Genomic DNA, 20642 nt, shown 5'->3' with positions numbered 1-20642 from the left:
GGGAATAAATGAAAAGTAGACTGAAAAACCTATATAAATATCTTATTGAGAACAGGAAACATGAAGTCAATGGATGGCACAAAGCCTATCGTGACTTTTACAGTCAGGTCGCTCAAATTCGTGAGCGAATCACATCTGGAGAAGGCTTGTCTCAAAATGATGAAGCTTTTCTGAAGCAGTTAATCTATGAGAAGAGCAACGGTATCGCTTCTCGCGGACAGTCTGTGTTGAGCAATGACAATTTCCAGTCATTCATTAAAAACAAGAATTTCATATCCGCATTAGAAAAATTTATATTGATTCCAAACAGTGAAAACTTCACGATTTTTTCTGATGCGTGGTCTAACCAAGGTAAATCCAACAATCCTGTTCTCGTTAATCGAGTGGCTGCAGCTTGTACACTCGAAGTCTCCACAACGGTTGACTCCGGTAAATTCAATCAGGTTTTTAGTTGGCTTATACGCGAAGGAATAATTCCAGTATACCCAACAGAAGAAAATCAAAGTTGGTTTGCTAAAAACATTTTTCTATTAAAAAGCATCAAAAGCGAGTTTGATAATGAGCTTCGGGAAGGTAAAACTGATGAGTTTTATCTTAGTCAGTTTGTTTGGGTGCTTTATGAGAATTTGTCAAACCCATTCAGTTTAAAGAAGCAGATTATTAAATACGGGGCACCGGGGACAGGGAAAACTTATCAAGCACGCCTGCAAACTTCGCTCATGTTTGACATCTGGAAAGAGGAATTTGCTTCCAATAGCCGTCTCACACATGCAAGTCAGATTGAGTTGGTTCAATTTCATCCTTCTTTCAGCTATGAAGACTTTATGGAAGGGCTACGTCCGGTTTTGGGCAGTGATGGGAAATCCCAATTAAGGTTGCAAAATGGTGTTTTTAAAGAGTTTTGTCGAAGCGCTGGTAAGTGGGAAATCGATGTATATGGGCTTGGACTTGCTCAGAAGTGGGAGTCTCTTACTATCAAGGAACTTCTCCCGTTTAGAGAAAAGTTATCAGGTGAGCATTGGCGGGATATTTTCGAAATATCAGATACATCCAAGCTTGTATCGGAAGCAGTACCACCATTTTTCTTTATAATTGATGAGGTAAACCGGGCTGAGTTGTCTCGCGTTTTTGGTGAGTTAATGTACTGTCTGGAATACCGAGGCACTAGAGGTTGCGTTAAAACCCAATATGCCAATCTGAACAATGAACATACTGGTATGCTTAAGGACGCTAAAGGGTATTTGTTCTTCATTCCAACAAACATCTATCTTATTGGAACGATGAACACGATAGACAGAAGTGTCGAAAGTTTTGACTTCGCTTTACGTCGAAGATTCCGTTGGGAAGAAGTGGTGCCTGATATGGCGCTATTGAAATACCATTTGAACCAATTTTGCAAAGCTTGGCTGCCCCTGGTGGATAACCTTGAACGCTTGAATGAATTGATAGCTAAAGAGCCTTTGCTTGGTAATGATTACCAAATTGGTCATGCCTATTTGATGGACTTGAAGTATGCAACCAGCCTTACAGTTTCGGAGGTACGAGAGCGTGTATGGGATGATTGTATTCGTCCGTTATTACAGGAGTATCTTCGTGGAACGGGTAAGGAGACTGAACTGATTAGCTCCTTCGGAAAGGCGTTTGGGGTTTAAACAGTGTGGCTTTTCGATATCATTAAGAACGGCACACTGGTCGATAACCAGTCCTATTTTGTCAGCGAAGGCATTTTGAAAAATAGACGTTTAGGAAAGTCGATAACCCTTAGAACCAAATCAAAAGGGCAGTGGACCTATCCTCATAACGACGAGTCTGCAATTTGGCACTTTTTGAATTCGGTATCTCGTGATGTCGAAAAAACGCTGAATGATAATATTTCCGATGCTTTAATACTCTTCAATGATGAAGATTACGAACACAATACAGATGGCGGTTTCATCGATGTCTCTGGTACGGATGCCAGAAATTTTAATCTCGACACGGGCAATTTAATCGGATTTGTTAAGCGAGGAGATTACTCTCTGAAGATCAGCTCACGTTTTGGTGATGCTTTCCTTCAATACATCATTGCAGATGCCGATGGATTTCTCGAATTAGAAAACATTGGAGGAGAAAGTCACGCAGACGGTTACGAATGGCTTTTAGCATATCTATGGAACATTAAGTTTAAGAGAGCCTACCGCTTGGGCTTGCCAAAGACTTATATTACAAGAAATGATCGTATTTCCCGCGTAAGGGGAACTATAAATGCTACAGATTATTTCCAGAATAAATCATCTGGAAAATATTTATGCTCGTACCGAGAGCACAGCTACGATAGCCCTGCAACTTCACTTTTTATAAAAGCTTATGAAGCAGTTGCACATTACTCATTTTGTCACCAAACACGAAATATCTATAGTGCATTTCTGACTGCCAATCAGGGGATAAAAAGGTCACAGCAAGAAATTTTGAGGACTTCTCATTTCACCAATCCTTTCTACAATGATTATAACGTGCTCATTGACTTATCTAAGCAAGTTATTGGCCGGAAGGGCTCTGATTTTGATTCGCAGCAGGATTCGAGTGCTTTCTTTTTCGATATTTCGATGTTGTTTGAATATTTCATTCGTAAGCTCATCAAGCGAGATGGGTTACGCCTGCTAGGTAAGTTCGAGCTATGTCAGGAAATAGCATCTGGTGCGCTCAGCGGTTATATGAGAAAACTTGAACCTGATCTTGTTATAGAAATCGATGAGAGATTATTCGTATTTGATGTGAAGTATAAAGCATTTGATTCACAATTTGGGGTGAAGCGTGAAGATCTTTTTCAGCTACATACTTACATAGGTCAGTATGGAAATATTGCCGCAATCAAGGGGTGTGGGTTTATTTACCCTATATCAGAAGAACGATGGGCTTCACTTAACCTTGAAAAAACACAGGGGGTGATTTCAGATATTATTCACCAGCAAGGGCAAGAGATACCGTTCCATGTGCTTTTTCTAAAAATCCCTGAAGATACTTATATTGATTTTAATAGGAAAATGAAAGAGCAGTGTAGCATTTTCATTGATGCCCTTTATTCTAAGGTTCTTAATCGGTGACGTTTTTTTGTGGAAAAAGGCCATTGATCAACGAAATGTCATTGCTTTGACGTCGAGATTGACTTGGGAGTCGGTAATGTAGAAGTCGTGCCTGATATCAAGGGAAGAATTCCTCTCATTAACTGGGTTCAGGCCGGTGATTGGACTGAAATAGCGAAGGAATTTGCCTATGAAGATGCTGAAGAGTGGCGTGAAGTCACAGGGAAAGCATGAGGGTGGTTTCGCACTTCGCGTAAAAGGCGACAGTATGGAAAATCCAAGCGGAAAAAAATCATACCCGAGGGGGCTGTGATCGTTGTTGATCCTGAGTTATCTTATTCTTCAGATTTATTGGTTGTTGCGCGTTTGGATGATTCGAAAGAAGCAACCTTTAAGCAGTTGGTCATTGACGATGAACAGAAATACCTAAAGCCTCTGGACTCCCAATATTCAGCAACAGCGAGCAACGATAACGGCACCATCATTGGTGTAGCACGATAAGCTATTATCGATTTTTTGTAGCAAAGAAATTTGTGGCCTAGCCTCGGTTGTTCATCAGCTAAAAAAACAACGATTGCAAACAACGACAACAGAGCATTGGCACAATGCTGAGAATAAATAGATAACCATTGATTGTTTATAAAGCCAAGATAGGCGAAAATAAGCGCCAACTAAGATTAACTTACGGGTGAATGTGCTTTATAGTCACTTAATAAGTCGTTATAGAAATATCTCAGTGCAGTGCATTCACTTGTTTATCAACTAGAAGATCACTATTGATGTCTAATCCTATTTTTCAGCAAGAAGTTGCTCGTCGTAGAACTTTTGCCATTATTTCCCACCCCGATGCGGGTAAAACAACCATCACTGAAAAAGTGTTGTTATTCGGACAAGCTATCCAACGTGCAGGAACAGTAAAAGGGCGTGGCTCAAATCAGCATGCTAAATCAGACTGGATGGAAATGGAAAAACAACGTGGTATCTCCATTACCACTTCTGTTATGCAGTTTCCTTACGCTGATTGTCTAGTTAACTTACTTGATACCCCAGGGCACGAAGACTTCTCTGAAGATACGTATCGTACTTTAACTGCCGTTGACTGTTGTTTAATGGTCATTGACTCTTCAAAAGGGGTCGAAGATCGTACCCGTAAATTAATGGAAGTGACTCGATTACGTGATACGCCAATTTTGACCTTTATGAATAAATTGGATCGTGATATTCGTGATCCGATGGAATTAATGGACGAAGTTGAAACTGAGCTAAAAATTGCCTGTAGCCCTGTTACTTGGCCGATTGGTTGTGGAAAACTGTTTAAAGGGGTTTACCATATCTTAAGAGATGAAACCTATCTTTATCAAACAGGCCAAGGTCATACTATCCAAAACTCACGAGTAATCAAAGGGTTGGATAATCCTGAGTTAGATGAAGCGATTGGTGATGATTTAGCCGTTCAATTACGTGATGAGCTAGAGTTGGTGTTAGGTGCATCACATGAGTTTGATCATGAAGCTTTCTTAGCGGGTGAATTGACCCCGGTTTTCTTTGGTACCGCATTAGGTAACTTTGGTGTTAATCACATGCTTGATGGTTTGGTGAAGTGGGCGCCAGCGCCAATGCCTCGTCAAACTGATATGCGAGAAGTGACAGCGGCTGAAGAGACATTCACGGGTTTTGTCTTTAAAATTCAAGCTAATATGGATCCCAAACACCGCGACCGTGTTGCTTTTTTACGGGTGGTGTCAGGCATGTATGATAAAGGGATGAAACTGCACCAAGTACGCACGAAAAAAGATGTGGTGATTTCAGATGCATTGACCTTTATGGCAGGGGATCGTTCTCATGTTGAGCATGCTTATCCTGGTGATATTATTGGCCTGCATAATCACGGTACCATTCAAATTGGTGATACTTTTACTCAAGGTGAAATGTTAAAATTCACCGGTATTCCTAACTTCGCTCCGGAATTATTCCGCCGTATTCGTCTGCGTGATCCACTAAAACAAAAACAATTGTTAAAAGGTCTGGTGCAATTATCTGAAGAAGGTGCGGTACAGGTGTTTAGACCCCTAGCTAATAATGATTTAATTGTTGGCGCAGTTGGGGTGCTACAGTTTGATGTCGTGGTTGCACGCTTAAAAGGTGAGTATAACGTTGAAGCCATTTATGAATCAGTGAATGTATCGACGGCTCGTTGGGTTGAATGTAGTAACGAAAAGAAACTCGAAGAATTTAAGCGTAAAAATGAGCAACATCTGGCATTAGATGGTGGTGATAACTTAACTTATATTGCACCAACGATGGTTAACTTAAATTTAACCCGTGAACGCTATCCTGATATTGAGTTCCATCAAACGCGTGAACACTAATTTTCTTTTATAAATCATATAAAAAGCCATATTTTTTATGGCTTTTTTCACAATGATGTATTGTAAAATCAACCCCAGTATCTGTTTAGATTTACTCAATAATCTTATCTATACTATTTATATTCCGTCGATATTCTAATAAAAACTACCCTTTAATCAGCTATTACTCTTTCTATTCTCTGCTATCCTAATAATGATATTTTTATACTCATTGTATAAATAAAATAAAAACTTTTTACATATAAATGGCTATTTTTCAGATTAAAATTACAAAAAGTTATCTTTATTTACTATTTATTACTTTATTTGCTACTCATAACTTAGTAGTGTAACTGAAGTACTTGTTAATAATTTGATAAAAAATACACACATTTCCTGTCATGATTAATTTATGAGCAGGGGGAAGCAATGAATCAACAAAAAATAAAATTTGTATTAGCGCTAGTCACGGGTATGACGGTGACAATGATAAGTACAGCAACTATTGCGGAGACATCGTGGTATAACGAAATTGATAAAACTACCAGTAATGTTAACAATGAATTAAGCGATACGGCAATATCGAAAAAAATCGAAGAAACACTATTACCTAACCCCTCCATTGACAGTGGATCACTTTCAATTCGTACTGAATTTGGTCATGTCACAGTTGCCGGCTTTGTTAAAAATGCAGAGCAGGAAAAACAGATCATTCAGATCATTGAAAAAATTGATGGTGTAAAAAGCGTTGAATCATCAGTGAATATTCAAGGCTAACTTAATAGCGACTTAATTTATTTTAATTAGTGATTAAAAAGAATGACCTTGAAAACAGGTGCGAGTATCCTTATAAGGTTGTATTAAGGAGACTCTATGGGGAAGTATATACCGGTTACATTAAATAATATTACTGCACTTGAATTTCAATCATCCTTACCACAAGGCAAAGTTGCATTAGTTTGCGAAGGCGGTGGACAGCGAGGCATCTTTACTGCCGGTGTTCTTGATGAATTTATGCGCTCTCAATTTGATCCTTTTGATCTACTCCTAGGGGTATCCGCGGGGGCGCAAAACTTATCTGCTTTTGCTTGTGGACAAAGGGGGTACGCCCGCAGAGTCATTAACCGTTATACCACCAATAACCAATTCTTTAATCCGATTCGCTTTGTTCGTGGGGGGAATTTACTCGATCTTGACTGGTATATAGAAACCACTTCGAAAGAAATGCCTTTAAATATGCCTAAAGCATTACGTCGTTTCGATAGTGGCCGCGAGTTTTATATGGTGGCAAGTCGCTCCGACAATTTTAAGGCAAATTATTTTCAACCAGAAAAAAGCACATGGCTTGATATTGTGAAAGCCTCCAGTGCGATCCCCGCGTTTTATCGCAATGGTGTTTTATTTCAAGATGTTGTTTACCATGATGGCGGTATTAGTGATGCGATCCCGGTAAAAGAGGCTTATCGTCGTGGTTGTCGTACAATTGTCGTTATACGAACCGTACCGTCTGAATATCAATATACCACCGAGTGGGTGGATAAAATGGGAAAATGGTTTGAGAATGGCCGTTTTCAACGCTTTCTCAATATGGCTCAAGTCCATATTGAAACTTATACTGACACACTAAGATTTATCCAATCTCCACCTGAAGATGCCGTTATCATTGAAATATATCCACCAACAACACTACAATCTAGTGCATTAGGAAGCCGTTTAAGTGCATTAAATCATGATTATCATGTTGGTAGACGCTGTGGGCGCTATTTTCTAGCCACTATTGGTCAACACTTCTCTAAGAAAAAATTTCAGCAACACGATAAAAAAATATTTAGCCTATTTGAAAATGAAGCAAAAGCAGATAAAGCTGAAGATGCCGAAATCATTCAAAAAGGAACTCGGAGTGTGCACCCTGAAGTAAGGAGTGTTCAAGAATGAGTCGATTTATTGATACGCATTGTCATTTTGATTTTCCCGTCTTTTATCACGACCTTGAGAATAGCCTTGCTTTAGCACAACAGGCTCAGGTAAAAAAAATTATTATTCCTGCGGTTGCTCAGTGGAATTGGGACGCGGTAACGGAATTGTCTCGTTATAACAATGCACTATATTGTGCACTAGGTTTGCATCCTTTATATATTGAAGCGCATACAGAGCAGCACTTGATTGAACTTAAAACACGCCTAAAAACGACGCCACGTTGTGTTGCAATGGGGGAGATGGGTTTGGATAACTATATGACAAATCCACATCCGGAAAAACAGCAACAATTTTTAATAGCACAACTTAAATTGGCGATAGAATTTGATTTACCAGTGATCCTTCATTCACGTAAAACTCATGATAATCTAAGTGCTATTTTGCGCCGTTATTCAGTTCCTCGTAAAGGTGTGATCCATGGTTTTTCCGGCAGTCTGCAACAAGCAGAACGTTTTGTTCAACAAGGCTATTTTATTGGGGTAGGGGGCACTATCACTTATCCACGCGCACAAAAAACACGTCGTGCAATTGCCTCTCTACCTTTAGAGCGCTTGTTATTAGAAACGGATGCGCCTGATATGCCTGTAAGTGGTTTTCAAGGCGAGCCTAACCGCCCTGAGCGAATTCTCGCTGTTTTTTCTTCTCTTTGTGAATTGCGTCAAGAGTCAGCAGAGGTTATTGCAAACCAACTTTACCTGAATAGTCTACAATTATTTCAGTTAACAGATGATGCCTGGTTTTAAGTAAATTAGTAATTATTCTGCCATTCGTATTACCGTTTTTTATTAAACTGCTAACCACTTTTCCAAATAAACTTTATCCATTAAGTGCGTTTTTTGCTTTTTAGTGTGATTTAGATCTCATTTGTGACTTTTATGTTACTTTTTTAAGATGCTAATTGTGATGGATATAGAGGGTTCTTTTCTGGGACTAGGTATAATTATCTGGCAAAAAAAGAGTCAATAAACTTAGTAACAAGCTTATTGATAATCCATTAAATTTTTATATGAACAGGGATCCTTCAATGCACCTCATTATGAGCTTGGTCGGAATGGCCACATTGATATTGATAGCCATTCTTTTCTCCAGCAACCGACGTGCAATTAAATTACGCACGGTCGGTGGCGCATTCCTTATTCAAATTGGTTTAGGCGCATTTGTACTTTATTCAGAAAGTGGCCGTAAAGTGTTATTGGCTATTTCTGATGCCGTTAAAAATGTCATCGATTATGGTGAAAACGGCATGAGCTTCCTTTTTGCTGGCTTAGTTTCTGACAAAATGTTTGAGCTATTTGGCAGCGGTGGCTTCGTTTTTGCTTTGCGTGTTTTACCTGTTATTGTGTTCTTCTCTTCATTGATAGCAGTACTTTATTACTTAGGTATCATGCAATTTGTCATTAAGATTTTAGGTGGCGGATTACAAAAAGTATTAGGCACTTCTCGTACTGAATCAATGTCTGCAACAGCCAATATCTTCGTTGGACAAACAGAAGCACCACTGGTGGTTCGCCCCTATATTGCTAGAATGACAACCTCAGAACTTTTTGCGGTGATGTGTGGTGGATTAGCATCAGTGGCAGGTTCGGTACTGGCTGGTTATGCAAGTATGGGGGTGCCATTGGAGTATTTGATCACCGCTTCATTTATGGCAGCACCCGGTGGTTTACTCTTCGCAAAACTCTTGGTTCCTGAAACAGAAACACCGGATGATCAAAAAGATGCTTTTGATAACTTAAGTGATGAAGAAAAACCCGCTAATATTATTGATGCTGCGGCATCAGGGGCTTCTTCAGGATTACAGCTTGCGTTAAACGTAGGTGCAATGCTGCTCGCTTTTGTCGCATTAATTGCCTTAATTAATGGTATTCTTGGCGGAATTGGTGGCTGGTTCGGTTATGAAGATTTCTCGCTAGAATTAATCTTAGGCTGGGTATTTGCACCAATCGCCTTCTTAATTGGTGTGCCTTGGAGTGAGGCAACCATTGCTGGCTCTTTTATTGGTCAAAAACTGGTGATCAACGAATTCTATGCTTACTCGGAGTTTAGTAAATATCTGCAAGATGAATCACAATTAGCAGCAGCAGGCTTAATGGCCTTGTCTGAACAAACAAAAGTGATTATCTCTTTTGCGCTGTGTGGATTTGCTAACCTTTCCTCTGTTGCGGTATTACTGGGTGGTTTAGGGGGAATGGCACCAAACCGTCGTAAAGATGTCGCACGCTTAGGTATGAAAGCCGTTTTGGCTGGTACACTCTCTAACTTAATGAGTGCAACCATCGCCGGCTTCTTTTTTGCATTAACCGCAATGGCTGTGGTTGCTGCTTAAATAAGAAAGTATTTACAGAGCAGATAGGTAATTGCTTATCTGCTCTTTTTGTTTGTTTTCTGTTGTAATGTTAACTACCTTTATATATATGTGAGTTACTTCGCAACTTGTAGAGAAGTTAGCCAATTAATGAGTCATTTCATTAAAAGTAAAAGTTTTTACGTTATAAAGACGACTTACTGACTTTATTCGAGTAACATTAAACCAGAAAATAAAATTTTTGTGATTCTAATCACAATTTAATGTCTTTAGTTGCAAGTTTCATTTTATTATTGTGACAGAAGGCACATCTAATTGTTCTCTAGCGTGTTCAAATAAGATGTGCTGAAACTTCATGGAATGGCGAAAGCTCAATGACGGGTCGCCGAAGTGAGCATAGCGCGGTGAGAGGGAGCTCAGCTGTCGTTGTAGCACTTGTTACAACCACATCTTCAAGGAACCAAGTCCGCTCGCCAACAAAATTAATCGCTAACCTTAAAGCGTATGCCCATAGAGGGCTTGAGAAACATCGTTGGAGAGTTTTATGACAGATTTAACCGCTGCAGCGCGCCTTGCGCTGTCTTTGATGGATTTAACCACCTTAAATGATGACGACACTGATGAAAAAGTGACAAAACTATGTCATCAGGCGAAAAGCCCAGAAGGTAATACAGCCGCAATCTGTATCTACCCACGCTTTATTCCACTGGCTCGTAAAGTATTACGTGAACAGGGAACACCAGAAATTCGTATTGCAACCGTAACTAACTTCCCTCATGGTAATGATGATTTAGATATCGCATTAGCTGAAACTAATGCAGCATTAGCTTATGGTGCTGATGAGGTTGATGTTGTTTTTCCTTACCGCGCATTAATGGCAGGTAATGAACAGATCGGTTTTGATATCGTTAAAGCATGTAAAGACGCTTGCGCTAAAGCGGGTGCTTTACTGAAAGTTATTATTGAAACGGGTGAGTTGAAAGATGCTGCGCTCATTCGTAAAGCATCTGAAATCTCAATTAAAGCAGGTGCTGATTTTATCAAAACATCCACAGGTAAAGTGCCTGTTAATGCAACACTGGAAAGCGCTGAATTAATGCTTCAAGTGATCCACGATATGGGAGTTGGCAAAGAAGTTGGTTTTAAACCAGCGGGTGGGGTACGTACAGCTGAAGAAGCTGCGCAATACCTTGCATTAGCAAACCGTATTATGGGTGATAACTGGGTTGATGCTCGCCACTTCCGTTTTGGTGCATCAAGTCTGTTAGGTAATTTATTAGCCACACTCGGTCATGGCGAACAAAAATCGTCTAGTGGTTATTAATTCATTTATGAAGTATGCCTACCCTACAATGGGTGGGCGTTATCAATGCTATAATACCAGGAGGTTGCAGTGTTTCTTGCCCAAGAAATTATTCGTAAAAAGCGTGATGGTCATCCTTTAACTGAAGAAGAGATCCGTTTTTTCATTAATGGCGTCAGAGATAATACTGTTTCTGAAGGTCAAATTGCAGCACTTGCAATGACAATTTATTTTCATGATATGACCATGCCTGAACGTGTGGCTTTGACATTAGCCATGCGTGATTCCGGTACTGTACTAAACTGGAAAAGTCTAAACTTAAATGGTCCTATTGTTGATAAACACTCAACAGGCGGTGTTGGCGATGTTACATCACTGATGTTAGGGCCAATGGTCGCTGCTTGTGGTGGTTATGTTCCGATGATTTCTGGTCGTGGATTAGGTCATACTGGTGGAACTCTTGATAAGCTTGAGGCTATTCCCGGCTTTGATATTTTCCCTGATGATGAAAAATTCCGCGATATTATTCGTCATGTTGGTGTAGCAATTATTGGGCAAACCAATTCATTAGCACCTGCTGATAAACGCTTTTACGCTACACGTGATATTACTGCTACTGTTGATTCAATCCCGCTTATCACTGCATCTATTTTAGGTAAAAAATTAGCTGAAGGTTTAGATGCATTAGTGATGGACGTTAAAGTTGGCTCAGGTGCCTTTATGCCAACATATCAGAAATCGGAAGAGCTAGCAGAATCAATTGTACAAGTAGCAAATGGTGCAGGATGCCAAACTACAGCACTACTGACTGATATGAATGAAGTATTAGCATCAAGTGCAGGTAATGCAGTGGAAGTCCGTGAAGCAGTACAATTCTTAACGGGTGAATACCGTAATCCACGCTTATTTGAAGTTACGATGGCACTGTGTGTAGAAATGTTAGTGTCAGGTCGTTTAGCTGACTCACGTCAACAAGCTCGCCAAAAACTGCAAGATGTGCTGGATAACGGTAAAGCAGCGGAAGTCTTTGCTCGTATGGTTGCAGCCCAAAATGGTCCTACAGATTTTGTTGAAAACTACAATAAATACCTGCCAACGGCGGTATTAAGTAAGCCTGTATTTGCTGAGAAAACCGGTTTTGTCACAGAAATGGATACCCGTGCTTTAGGTATGTCAGTTGTGACTTTAGGCGGTGGTCGCCGTAAAGCAACTGATGCTATTGATTACAGTGTTGGATTAAGTGAAATCGCGGCACTAGGAACAGAAATCAATACAGATACACCACTCGCGATGATCCATGCCAATAGTGAAAAATCATGGCAAGAAGCTGCGGCAGAAGTCCGTAAAGCGATGGTAATTGGTGAGACAAAACGTGAAACGTCACCAATGGTGTATCGCCAAGTCAGCGAATAAGAACTCAATGATGATTTATAAGTGACATATCCGTGGTCTACGGAAAATGACACAGGAGAGAGAATTATGAAACGTGTACATATCATGGTATTAGATTCCTTTGGTATCGGTGCTGCTGGTGATGCGGAGAAATTCGGTGACCAAGGCGCAGACACTTTAGGACATATCGCACAAGCATTTGCAGAAGGTAAAGCGGATAAAGATGGTCGTAAAGGTCCTCTTCACCTACCTAATCTTTGCCGTTTAGGTTTAGGTAAAGCGGCTGAAGAATCAACAGGTAAATTCCCTGTTGGTTTAGACAAAGATGCGGAAATTATTGGTGCTTATGGCTACGCGAGTGAGATCTCTTCTGGTAAAGATACACCGTCAGGCCACTGGGAAATCGCGGGTGTCCCTGTATTATTTGATTGGGGATACTTTAAAGATTTGAAAAACTCTTTCCCTCAAGAGTTGCTAGACAACATTGTTAAACGTGCCAATTTGCCGGGTTATTTAGGTAACTGTCACGCTTCTGGTACAGTTATTCTGGATGAACTGGGTGAAGAGCATATGAAAACTGGGAAACCTATTTTCTATACTTCTGCTGACTCCGTTTTCCAAATTGCTTGTCATGAAGAGACCTTCGGTTTAGATAAATTATATGAGCTATGTGAAATTGCTCGTGATGAACTAAACAAAGGTGATTACAACATCGGTCGTGTCATTGCTCGTCCATTTATTGGCGACAAACCAGGTAATTTCTCACGTACAGGTAATCGTCATGATTTAGCTGTTGAGCCACCAGCACCAACTATGTTGAAAAAACTGGTTGATGAAAAACAAGGCCACGTTGTCTCTATCGGTAAAATTGCTGATATCTATGCAAATGTAGGTATTACTAAGAAAGTGAAAGCAACAGGTATTGATGCTCTGTTCGATGCAACGATTGAAGAGATGAAATTAGCGGGTGATAACACTATCGTTTTCACTAACTTTGTTGATTTCGACTCATCTTATGGTCACCGTCGTGATGTTGTCGGTTATGGTGAAGCACTCGAATTATTCGACCGTCGCTTACCTGAGCTGATGGAATTAGTGAAAGAAGATGATATTTTGATCTTAACCGCAGACCATGGTTGTGACCCAACTTGGCAAGGTTCAGATCACACCCGTGAACACATTCCTGTTCTGGTTTATGGGCCAAAAGTTAAACCAGGTTCATTAGGTCACCGTGAAACTTTTGCTGATATCGGACAAACTGTTGTGAAATACTTCGGTTTATCACCAGTAGAATACGGTAAAGCAATGTTTTAATTTTACTTCGGTAGGCATAGCAATATGTCTACCGAATTATATTTGAATAGTGAAAGATCAATATTAAAAGGAAGAATTATGGCTACCCCTCATATTAACGCAGAAATGGGCGATTTTGCTGATGTCGTTTTAATGCCGGGCGACCCGCTTCGTGCTAAATACATTGCTGAAACTTTTTTACAAGACGTACGTCAAGTAAATAATGTTCGTGGCATGTTAGGTTTTACTGGTACGTATAAAGGCCGTAAAATTTCTGTAATGGGCCACGGTATGGGTATTCCTTCCTGCTCAATTTATGCTAAAGAGCTAATTACTGATTTTGGTGTAAAAGTGATTATTCGCGTGGGTTCATGTGGTGCGGTATTACCAGATGTTGAATTACGTGATGTTGTGATCGGTATGGGAGCATGTACAGATTCTAAAGTTAACCGCTTACGCTTTAAAGACCAAGATTTTGCGGCTATTGCTGATTTTGAATTAGTACAAAATGCTGTATCTGCTGCGAAAGCAAAAGATATTAAAGTTCGTGTGGGTAATATTTTCTCAGCGGATCTTTTCTACTCGCCTGATCCAGAAATGTTTGATGTGATGGAAAAATACGGCATCTTAGGTGTTGAAATGGAAGCTGCAGGTATTTATGGTGTAGCTGCGGAATATGGTGCACGTGCCCTGACAATTTGTACTGTTTCTGATCATATTAAGAAAGGTACACAAACAACCTCAGAAGAGCGCCAAACTACCTTTAATGAAATGATTGAAATTGCATTAGAATCTGTTCTGTTATTAGAAGACTAATTGATACATTTCGTTGCTTAAATTGAATTGAAACCCAATGTTGCATTGGGTTTTTTTATGTCTATTTTTCTTTTTATTCATTTGATTTTTAACTTTATTTAATATAATTAGGATTTTTACTAAGTATATTTATATAGAAAATAATCGGTGATTAACTTCACATCATTGAAACTGTTTTTACATGAGTGGTTAGCATTTTTGTAACATAAAGTGCAAATATAATAACGACTACAAGGATCCTCATGTGCTAACGATTATCGGATTACTCATTATTATTTCTATTGTGACATTACTAATGATGGGGAAAACAAGCCCAATTATTGCAATGTCGGTCATACCATTAATTGGTGCGCTTGTCGCAGGTTATTCATTTACTGAAATATCTACTTTTTTTGAATTAGGTATTAAAAAGGTGAGTAGTGTCGCAACGATGTTTTTATTTGCGATACTTTTTTTTAGCATAATGAAAGATCTGCATATTTTTAATCCTCTGATCCGTATGATGATCAGTATCACCCGTGGCAATGTCATTATAGTGTGTATTGTCACAGCGTTAGTCGCGGCTGTTGTACATTTAGATGGTTCGGGTGCGGCGACATTCTTAATTATTATTCCTGCTTTTTTACCGCTATATCGCCGTTTAGGTATGAGCCCTTATCTTATGTTGCTAATTATGTGCACCAGTATGGGGGTGATGAATATGGTACCTTGGGGAGGGCCTTTAGGTAGAGCCTCGGCTGTAACCGGTATTTCGGCTGCGGAATTGTGGCAAAAGATCATCCCAGTACAGATAATTGGTATTTTTGGCTCGATGCTCTTTGCTGCGGTTATGGGAGTGCGAGAAACCAAACGTATTGCTAAAGCAAAACTAAAAGGGACTACGCCTTATGAGCAAGATTCTTTATTAAGACAATTTGATGAAGATCAGCCAGAAACAGGAACAGAAAAACCACAAAAATTTTTGATCAACCTTCTGTTAATTATCGGCTCAATCACGTGTTTAGCCTTAGGATTATTTTCGGCGCCTTATATTTTTATGGTTGCATTATCAGCCGCCCTAGTGATCAACTATCCTAAGCCGAAAGATCAAATAGCGATAATTAATCATCATGCTCCTCAAGCACTCTCTATGGTAGCAATTATTTTAGCGGCAGGTGCTTTTTTAGGCATCATGTCTAATGGGAAGATGCTGGAAGCTATTGCCCTCGATTTAGCAGCAGTATTACCTTCTCATTGGGTCGATAATTTGCATATTGTTGTGGGTATATTAGGCGTTCCCATGGATATCTTTACCAGCACTGATGCTTATTATTTTGCGCTATTGCCTATTGTGCAGGAGGTCACTGCTAGTGGTGGTGTCCATGTTGCTGATGTTGTGTATGCTATGGCCATAGGTAATAATGCCGGAACCTTTGTAAGTCCATTCTCACCAGCTGCTTGGCTTGCTATGGGGCTTGCAGGCACTGATATGGGTAAACATTTACGTTACTCATTTGGTTGGATTTGGCTATTTAGCTTCTTTACCCTAGGTGTTGGCACATTATTGGGACTGTTTTAATTTTTGTACATTAAGGTCGAATTCTAATTAATAAAGCGGGAAGAAATACTGTTCCCGCTTTATGTATTAATCCCCATCTCAATTTGATTTTCCTACTCAATCTTCTATCAGCTATTTCAGCTGTTTCATCACTATTATCAGTTTATTAGTAAAGTTCGTTATCATTGCTTACCAATACTATTTGCCCTAACAGTTTAATATATTAAGTTTTTAACTTATGCTAATTTTTTAATTATTTTTAGTATAAATAACTAATGTTATTAACTTGATTGTTTTTATTAAGCTGCTTTAGCATCATTAACTATTATTTTAATATTTAATGTCACGTAAAAGTTAAGTAAAAAATAAATTATCTATCAATAAAGAATAATATGGTTTTTTATTCTTATTTTGAGTATTGTAGTTACATTAAATGCAATTTTAATTGCATTAATTTCATTAAAAATAGATTAATTAATTTAATTAAATATCTATTCTAATAATTTCAATAAGTTATTTGGTTTTAATATTTTTTCATTATATATCAAATTATTACAGTTAATTCCGGCGATAATGCTAATAGTGAGACTATTTTTATTGTGATGTCAGTCACATAAAAGCAAGGGTAGGAGTGCAATGACTGTCAATATAGCTTGCCATTTATCCCTATCTTATTGATATTTTTTAAATAAAATAAATTATTAGTTAACTATTTAAATAACAACTGTTATATATAGATCACTAACTATTTTAATAAGAAAATGTATAGTATTGCTATTCAGTTTATTTAAGCTATTGTCGGTTTTTATTTGGAGAATATAGTGAAAAGTCAAGATTTGTTGGGTTTATCTTCTGCTAACATTCTAAATGCTGAATTTGAGAAGAAGTACCGTGATGTTATTACTCACTTTTTCAGCCGTGATCCGCAGTATTGGCCGATATTTCAGGATAAAACCATTCAGTCTATTACACAGTTTAGAAAGACCATGACGAATGATAAGGATCAATTACAGCGTTATGAGAATGGACAGGCGTTATTTGACCGTTTAATGGCTGATGGGCAGATCCAGCAACATATTAATTATCCAGAGAATGACCCTAACGAGTTACTCATGTTAGTGTCGACGTTATGCAAAAACTGGGAAAATCCATTAGCGGTTGAGAATGTCATTGCGATGCCAAGCGATCCGGGTGTTTATGGCTCAATATTAGGATTAATGGGCAATCCTAATATGGTTTATTGTGAATACTCAGGTGTTGCTGACGTTTTAGAAAAAGTCACCATTAAAAAAGTAGCTAAATTAGTAGGGTACGATCCCGAAGTCGCCTCTGGGGTTTTCACCCAAGGTGGCACCATGTGTAACTTATATGGTTATCTGTTTGGTTTACGTAAATCAATGCCTAATTCTAAACATTTAGGCATGGCAGCCGATCAGGATTATCGTATTATTAACTCTCAAGGGGGCCATTATTCTAATATGACCAACTTGGCGCTATTAGGGGTTGATGTTAATAACAAGACTATCCGCATTAAGGTGTCTGAAGATAACACGATTAATTTAGAACACTTAGAGCGTGAATTAAGAGCTTGTTTTACTGTTAAGTGTAAAGTACCAACTATTATGCTGACGACAGGGACGACGGACACCTTTGGCGTTGATGATGTTAAAGGCGTTTGCGAATTAAGAGATCGTCTGTGTGAAGAATTTGAAATCGCGGTTAAACCACATATTCACGTCGATGCAGCAGTAGGTTGGCCAATTATTTTCTTCTTAGATTATGATTTTAATAGCAACCCTCTGGCTATCAACGATATTACTTTAGAAGGTTTACGCCAAAATGTGGCGAAATTTAAACATCTAAAATATGCTGATTCAATTACTATCGATTTCCATAAGTGGGGATATGTACCTTATACCTCAAGTTTAGTGTTAGTGAAAAATGGCAATGACTTTGTTGCCCTTGAAAATGATCCGGAAAACTTCACTTACTTTGAACATGAATTAGAAGGTCAAACCCATTTACAATCAACTATTGAATGTACACGTAGTGGGGTTGGTATTTTTGGTGCTTATTCTGCGATGCATTATATGGGGATTGAAGGCTATCAAACTATCATTGCCCATTGCCTACAAAACGCGAACTATATGCGCCATCAATTACTTGCTATGGGGAATGCCAAAGTCATAGTGCCTCAAAACCAAGGCCCAAGTGTTGGGTTTAAATTATATGATCCAAACTTAGTCTCTGATCCTAATGTTGCCTTTGATCTAGAATCAACCTGTGCGACAGATAAAGAAGCCTATGACTTTATGGTACATAATGCACAATGGCATAGAAAATTATTCTTACAACGGGGTAAAAAAGGATTATTTACCAACTGGGTTGACTCTATTGCTTGCTCTAAGTATGCAAAAAATAATCGCTATGTTTATATTCCGGGGGAAAAAGCTGTCTTTATGAACCCGAATACGGAACGTTCCCATATTGATAATTTCTTAAAAATAATTACTGAAATGAGCCATAGTTTAAGTGCTAAGAAAGTTAGCAAGATTTAACTCGTGAGTTGATTGAATAAAATAAACTGTACCTTGATTGAGTAAGCTTACATAAGGTACAGTTTTTTGTATAAGAAGTGTGCTCATTATCTGAGTTGGCTATCTTTACTACCACGGCGATTATAGCCACTAAAGGTATTATATTTTTTATCTATCGCCTCTTGGCAGTTAATACAATAGCGAACCCCTCGAATCGCTTTTTGCCGAGCTAATGGAATTGCTTCACCACACTCATCACAAAACTCAGCACTTTCTCCCTGAGTCATTTGGTTACGCGCTCTTGCAATGGCATCATCAATAGTGGCATCAATTTGTTCTTGAACAGCACTATCATTTGCCCATCCACTTGCCATCATATTCTCCTATTAATACAGTGAATATAGGAATTAATATTGGGATGCTGTCGAAAAAAGCAACAGCTAGGAGCACTATTTTTTGATAGATAATGATGGTTAGGTACATTAAAAAGAAAAATAGCCACGTTCCATGTGGCTAAAATAATTGGCTATACTGTTTTTCTTGTTATTGGCCTCTTCAGGTTGCCTCTCTCATAAGCTATTTGATAACAGACAATTAAGTTAAAGCTGTTGTAACTTGTTTTACCGGAACCAGATGACAACAGTCACTTTCACCGGTTTTTTCAAAGGTCGATAAACGGGTGATTAAGAGTGAATGAATATCTGTTAATAATCCTTCTGTTTGCAGTTTTTGCATGATGTTTTCATCACCATCATTATTATTTTGACGTTGATAAGTGACAGGCGTTACACCACGTAATACAGTCAACTGACCAGCAAGTGCGGGGTTATCTGTTAATGCATAGATATTGTTATTTGGCATAAAGCGCGATAGAAGCGTGACTGATTGACCATTGTCAGTTAAAGCAGCAACGCTCAGATGTTTATCATTATGAAAAGCTGCTGTGGTCGCCGCTAAAGCAATCCAACGGCCTGTTTGTGAATAGTAAGAAGGGGATTGCCATGGGTTTTCGGCATTGGCGGCAAAAGAGCGCTCTGCACCTTCTGCAACACGAGCCATTGCACGAACGGCTTCTTCAGGATATTTACCTGCAGCTGTTTCTGCAGAAAGCATCACCGCATCTGTGCCATCACCTACTGCATTAGCGATATCCATCACCTCCGCACGGGTAGGCATGGGATTTTCAATCATGGACTCCATCATTTGGGTGGCTGTAATAACCGGGCAGCCTAGAGCACGACAACGAGCAATTAACTGTTTTTGTGCACCAGGAAGACAGGCATCGCCAATTTCAACCGCCAAGTCCCCTCGCGCTACCATAATGACATCCGATGCTTTAATAATGTCATCCATATTGGCTTGACATGAAACGACTTCTGCACGCTCTACTTTGGCAACAATTTTTGCCTGACTGCCAGCAGCAACAATTAAACGACGGGCATACTCAATATCAGCACCGTTACGAGGGAAAGAAACGGCTATATAATCTGCTTGAATAGCGGCTGCTGTGTGTATGTCTTGCTTATCTTTGTCCGTTAAGGCTGGTGCGGATAAACCGCCGCCGAGTAAATTAATTCCCTTACGGTTAGATAATTTTCCACCGACAGTGACCACTGTCTCAATATTATTATTATTTACTGCACGGACTTTTAATTGGATATTACCGTCGTCAAGTAACAGAATATTCCCTGGTGTGACTTCTTGTACAAGTTGTGGGTAATCTAACCCCACTTGTTGTTCATCGCCTTGTGTGCTGTCTAAATCTGCATTGAGGATAAAACTATCTCCTTGTGTTAATTGAATAGCATTATTTTTAAAACTCGCTATACGGATCTTAGGGCCTTGCAGATCAGCTAAAATGCCGATAAATACACGATGTTTTTTTGCGACCTGACGGATAGTTGCGGCTGTGGACTGATGCTGTTCGCGAGTACCATGTGAAAAATTTAAACGAAATACATTAGCGCCAGCTAAAATCAGTTTTTCAATCATCTGTTCTGAGCAACTAGCAGGGCCAAGAGTCGCAACAATTTTTGTCTTACGCATAGTGACATTCTCTTTTTTAAAGAGGG

The 20642-nt window shown here is 39.1% G+C and carries 17 protein-coding genes; 15 read left to right on the top strand and 2 right to left on the bottom strand.

Features of this window, described 5'->3' with window-relative positions:
- Nucleotides 1-8 precede the first annotated feature (8 nt).
- The 15 genes from GWI58_RS04315 to GWI58_RS04250 all read left to right on the top strand — a co-directional run bounded on the left by GWI58_RS04315 (nucleotide 9) and on the right by GWI58_RS04250 (nucleotide 18591).
- Nucleotides 9-1652, top strand: a complete 1644-nt coding sequence (locus tag GWI58_RS04315; protein WP_094959302.1) for an McrB family protein — start codon at nucleotides 9-11, stop codon at nucleotides 1650-1652.
- Nucleotides 1653-1655: 3 nt separating this feature from the next.
- A complete protein-coding gene (locus tag GWI58_RS04310) occupies nucleotides 1656-3083 on the top strand; it encodes a 5-methylcytosine restriction system specificity protein McrC (RefSeq protein ID WP_094959301.1) in 1428 nt (475 codons plus the stop codon).
- A gap of 63 nt (nucleotides 3084-3146) precedes the next feature.
- Nucleotides 3147-3296, top strand: a complete 150-nt coding sequence (locus GWI58_RS18000) for a hypothetical protein (RefSeq protein WP_004245648.1) — start codon at nucleotides 3147-3149, stop codon at nucleotides 3294-3296.
- A gap of 57 nt (nucleotides 3297-3353) precedes the next feature.
- Nucleotides 3354-3563 (top strand): LexA family protein, encoded by a 210-nt coding sequence (locus tag GWI58_RS17995; RefSeq protein ID WP_442958939.1) that lies wholly within the window; start codon nucleotides 3354-3356, stop codon nucleotides 3561-3563.
- Nucleotides 3564-3841: 278 nt separating this feature from the next.
- Entirely contained in the window at nucleotides 3842-5431 is a 1590-nt protein-coding gene (gene prfC, locus GWI58_RS04300; RefSeq protein WP_004245645.1) for a peptide chain release factor 3, read from the top strand.
- A gap of 408 nt (nucleotides 5432-5839) precedes the next feature.
- Entirely contained in the window at nucleotides 5840-6187 is a 348-nt protein-coding gene (locus GWI58_RS04295; protein ID WP_161768929.1) for a BON domain-containing protein, read from the top strand.
- Nucleotides 6188-6283: 96 nt separating this feature from the next.
- The gene (locus tag GWI58_RS04290) at nucleotides 6284-7345 is read left to right on the top strand and encodes a patatin-like phospholipase family protein (protein ID WP_004245643.1); all 1062 of its coding nucleotides are present in this window, start codon (nucleotides 6284-6286) and stop codon (nucleotides 7343-7345) included.
- On the top strand, nucleotides 7342-8130 hold the full coding sequence (locus GWI58_RS04285) for a TatD family hydrolase (protein WP_094959300.1): 789 nt from the start codon (nucleotides 7342-7344) through the stop codon (nucleotides 8128-8130). Before GWI58_RS04290 ends, GWI58_RS04285 begins: the two co-directional genes overlap by 4 nt.
- Nucleotides 8131-8411: 281 nt before the next feature.
- A complete protein-coding gene (locus GWI58_RS04280) occupies nucleotides 8412-9713 on the top strand; it encodes a NupC/NupG family nucleoside CNT transporter (protein ID WP_004250187.1) in 1302 nt (433 codons plus the stop codon).
- Nucleotides 9714-10236: 523 nt separating this feature from the next.
- On the top strand, nucleotides 10237-11016 hold the full coding sequence (deoC, locus tag GWI58_RS04275) for a deoxyribose-phosphate aldolase (protein ID WP_004249420.1): 780 nt from the start codon (nucleotides 10237-10239) through the stop codon (nucleotides 11014-11016).
- Nucleotides 11017-11085: 69 nt separating this feature from the next.
- A complete protein-coding gene (gene deoA, locus GWI58_RS04270; protein WP_161768928.1) occupies nucleotides 11086-12408 on the top strand; it encodes a thymidine phosphorylase in 1323 nt (440 codons plus the stop codon).
- A 66-nt stretch (nucleotides 12409-12474) separates the two neighbouring features.
- A complete protein-coding gene (deoB, locus tag GWI58_RS04265; protein ID WP_004245637.1) occupies nucleotides 12475-13701 on the top strand; it encodes a phosphopentomutase in 1227 nt (408 codons plus the stop codon).
- A 78-nt stretch (nucleotides 13702-13779) separates the two neighbouring features.
- Nucleotides 13780-14496 carry a purine-nucleoside phosphorylase gene (deoD, locus tag GWI58_RS04260; protein ID WP_004249423.1) on the top strand — a complete coding sequence of 239 codons (717 nt, stop codon included), beginning with the start codon at nucleotides 13780-13782 and terminating at the stop codon, nucleotides 14494-14496.
- A gap of 244 nt (nucleotides 14497-14740) precedes the next feature.
- Nucleotides 14741-16054, top strand: a complete 1314-nt coding sequence (locus tag GWI58_RS04255; protein WP_020946230.1) for a CitMHS family transporter — start codon at nucleotides 14741-14743, stop codon at nucleotides 16052-16054.
- Between the two features lie 800 nt (nucleotides 16055-16854).
- Nucleotides 16855-18591 (top strand): pyridoxal phosphate-dependent decarboxylase family protein, encoded by a 1737-nt coding sequence (locus GWI58_RS04250; RefSeq protein WP_036895602.1) that lies wholly within the window; start codon nucleotides 16855-16857, stop codon nucleotides 18589-18591.
- Between the two features lie 86 nt (nucleotides 18592-18677).
- On the opposite strand, the gene GWI58_RS04245 is transcribed toward GWI58_RS04250, so the two are convergent.
- Together GWI58_RS04245 and pyk are read right to left on the bottom strand one after the other, a co-directional pair.
- Nucleotides 18678-18944 (bottom strand): DksA/TraR family C4-type zinc finger protein, encoded by a 267-nt coding sequence (locus GWI58_RS04245; RefSeq protein WP_004249427.1) that lies wholly within the window; start codon nucleotides 18942-18944, stop codon nucleotides 18678-18680.
- Between the two features lie 220 nt (nucleotides 18945-19164).
- Nucleotides 19165-20616 (bottom strand): pyruvate kinase, encoded by a 1452-nt coding sequence (gene pyk, locus GWI58_RS04240; protein WP_004250190.1) that lies wholly within the window; start codon nucleotides 20614-20616, stop codon nucleotides 19165-19167.
- Nucleotides 20617-20642: the final 26 nt, after the last annotated feature.

This window comes from Proteus sp. G2674, assembly GCF_009915195.1.
In the GTDB taxonomy this organism is placed as follows: Bacteria; Pseudomonadota; Gammaproteobacteria; order Enterobacterales; family Enterobacteriaceae; genus Proteus; species Proteus mirabilis.
Note: the sequence above shows the minus strand (reverse complement) of the source record. Positions and strands in the feature narration are given on the sequence as shown.

What these genes read in the sequence shown, in the direction of transcription:
- prfC (WP_004245645.1), top strand. Translation starts at nt 3,842, where the DNA reads ATGTCTAATCCTATTTTTCAGCAAGAAGTTGCTCGTCGTAGAACTTTT.
- GWI58_RS04280 (WP_004250187.1), top strand. Translation starts at nt 8,412, where the DNA reads ATGCACCTCATTATGAGCTTGGTCGGAATGGCCACATTGATATTGATA.
- GWI58_RS04285 (WP_094959300.1), top strand. Translation starts at nt 7,342, where the DNA reads ATGAGTCGATTTATTGATACGCATTGTCATTTTGATTTTCCCGTCTTT.
- deoC (WP_004249420.1), top strand. Translation starts at nt 10,237, where the DNA reads ATGACAGATTTAACCGCTGCAGCGCGCCTTGCGCTGTCTTTGATGGAT.
- GWI58_RS04315 (WP_094959302.1), top strand. Translation starts at nt 9, where the DNA reads ATGAAAAGTAGACTGAAAAACCTATATAAATATCTTATTGAGAACAGG.
- deoB (WP_004245637.1), top strand. Translation starts at nt 12,475, where the DNA reads ATGAAACGTGTACATATCATGGTATTAGATTCCTTTGGTATCGGTGCT.
- deoD (WP_004249423.1), top strand. Translation starts at nt 13,780, where the DNA reads ATGGCTACCCCTCATATTAACGCAGAAATGGGCGATTTTGCTGATGTC.
- GWI58_RS04290 (WP_004245643.1), top strand. Translation starts at nt 6,284, where the DNA reads ATGGGGAAGTATATACCGGTTACATTAAATAATATTACTGCACTTGAA.
- GWI58_RS04245 (WP_004249427.1), bottom strand. Translation starts at nt 18,944, where the DNA reads ATGGCAAGTGGATGGGCAAATGATAGTGCTGTTCAAGAACAAATTGAT.
- GWI58_RS04295 (WP_161768929.1), top strand. Translation starts at nt 5,840, where the DNA reads ATGAATCAACAAAAAATAAAATTTGTATTAGCGCTAGTCACGGGTATG.
- pyk (WP_004250190.1), bottom strand. Translation starts at nt 20,616, where the DNA reads ATGCGTAAGACAAAAATTGTTGCGACTCTTGGCCCTGCTAGTTGCTCA.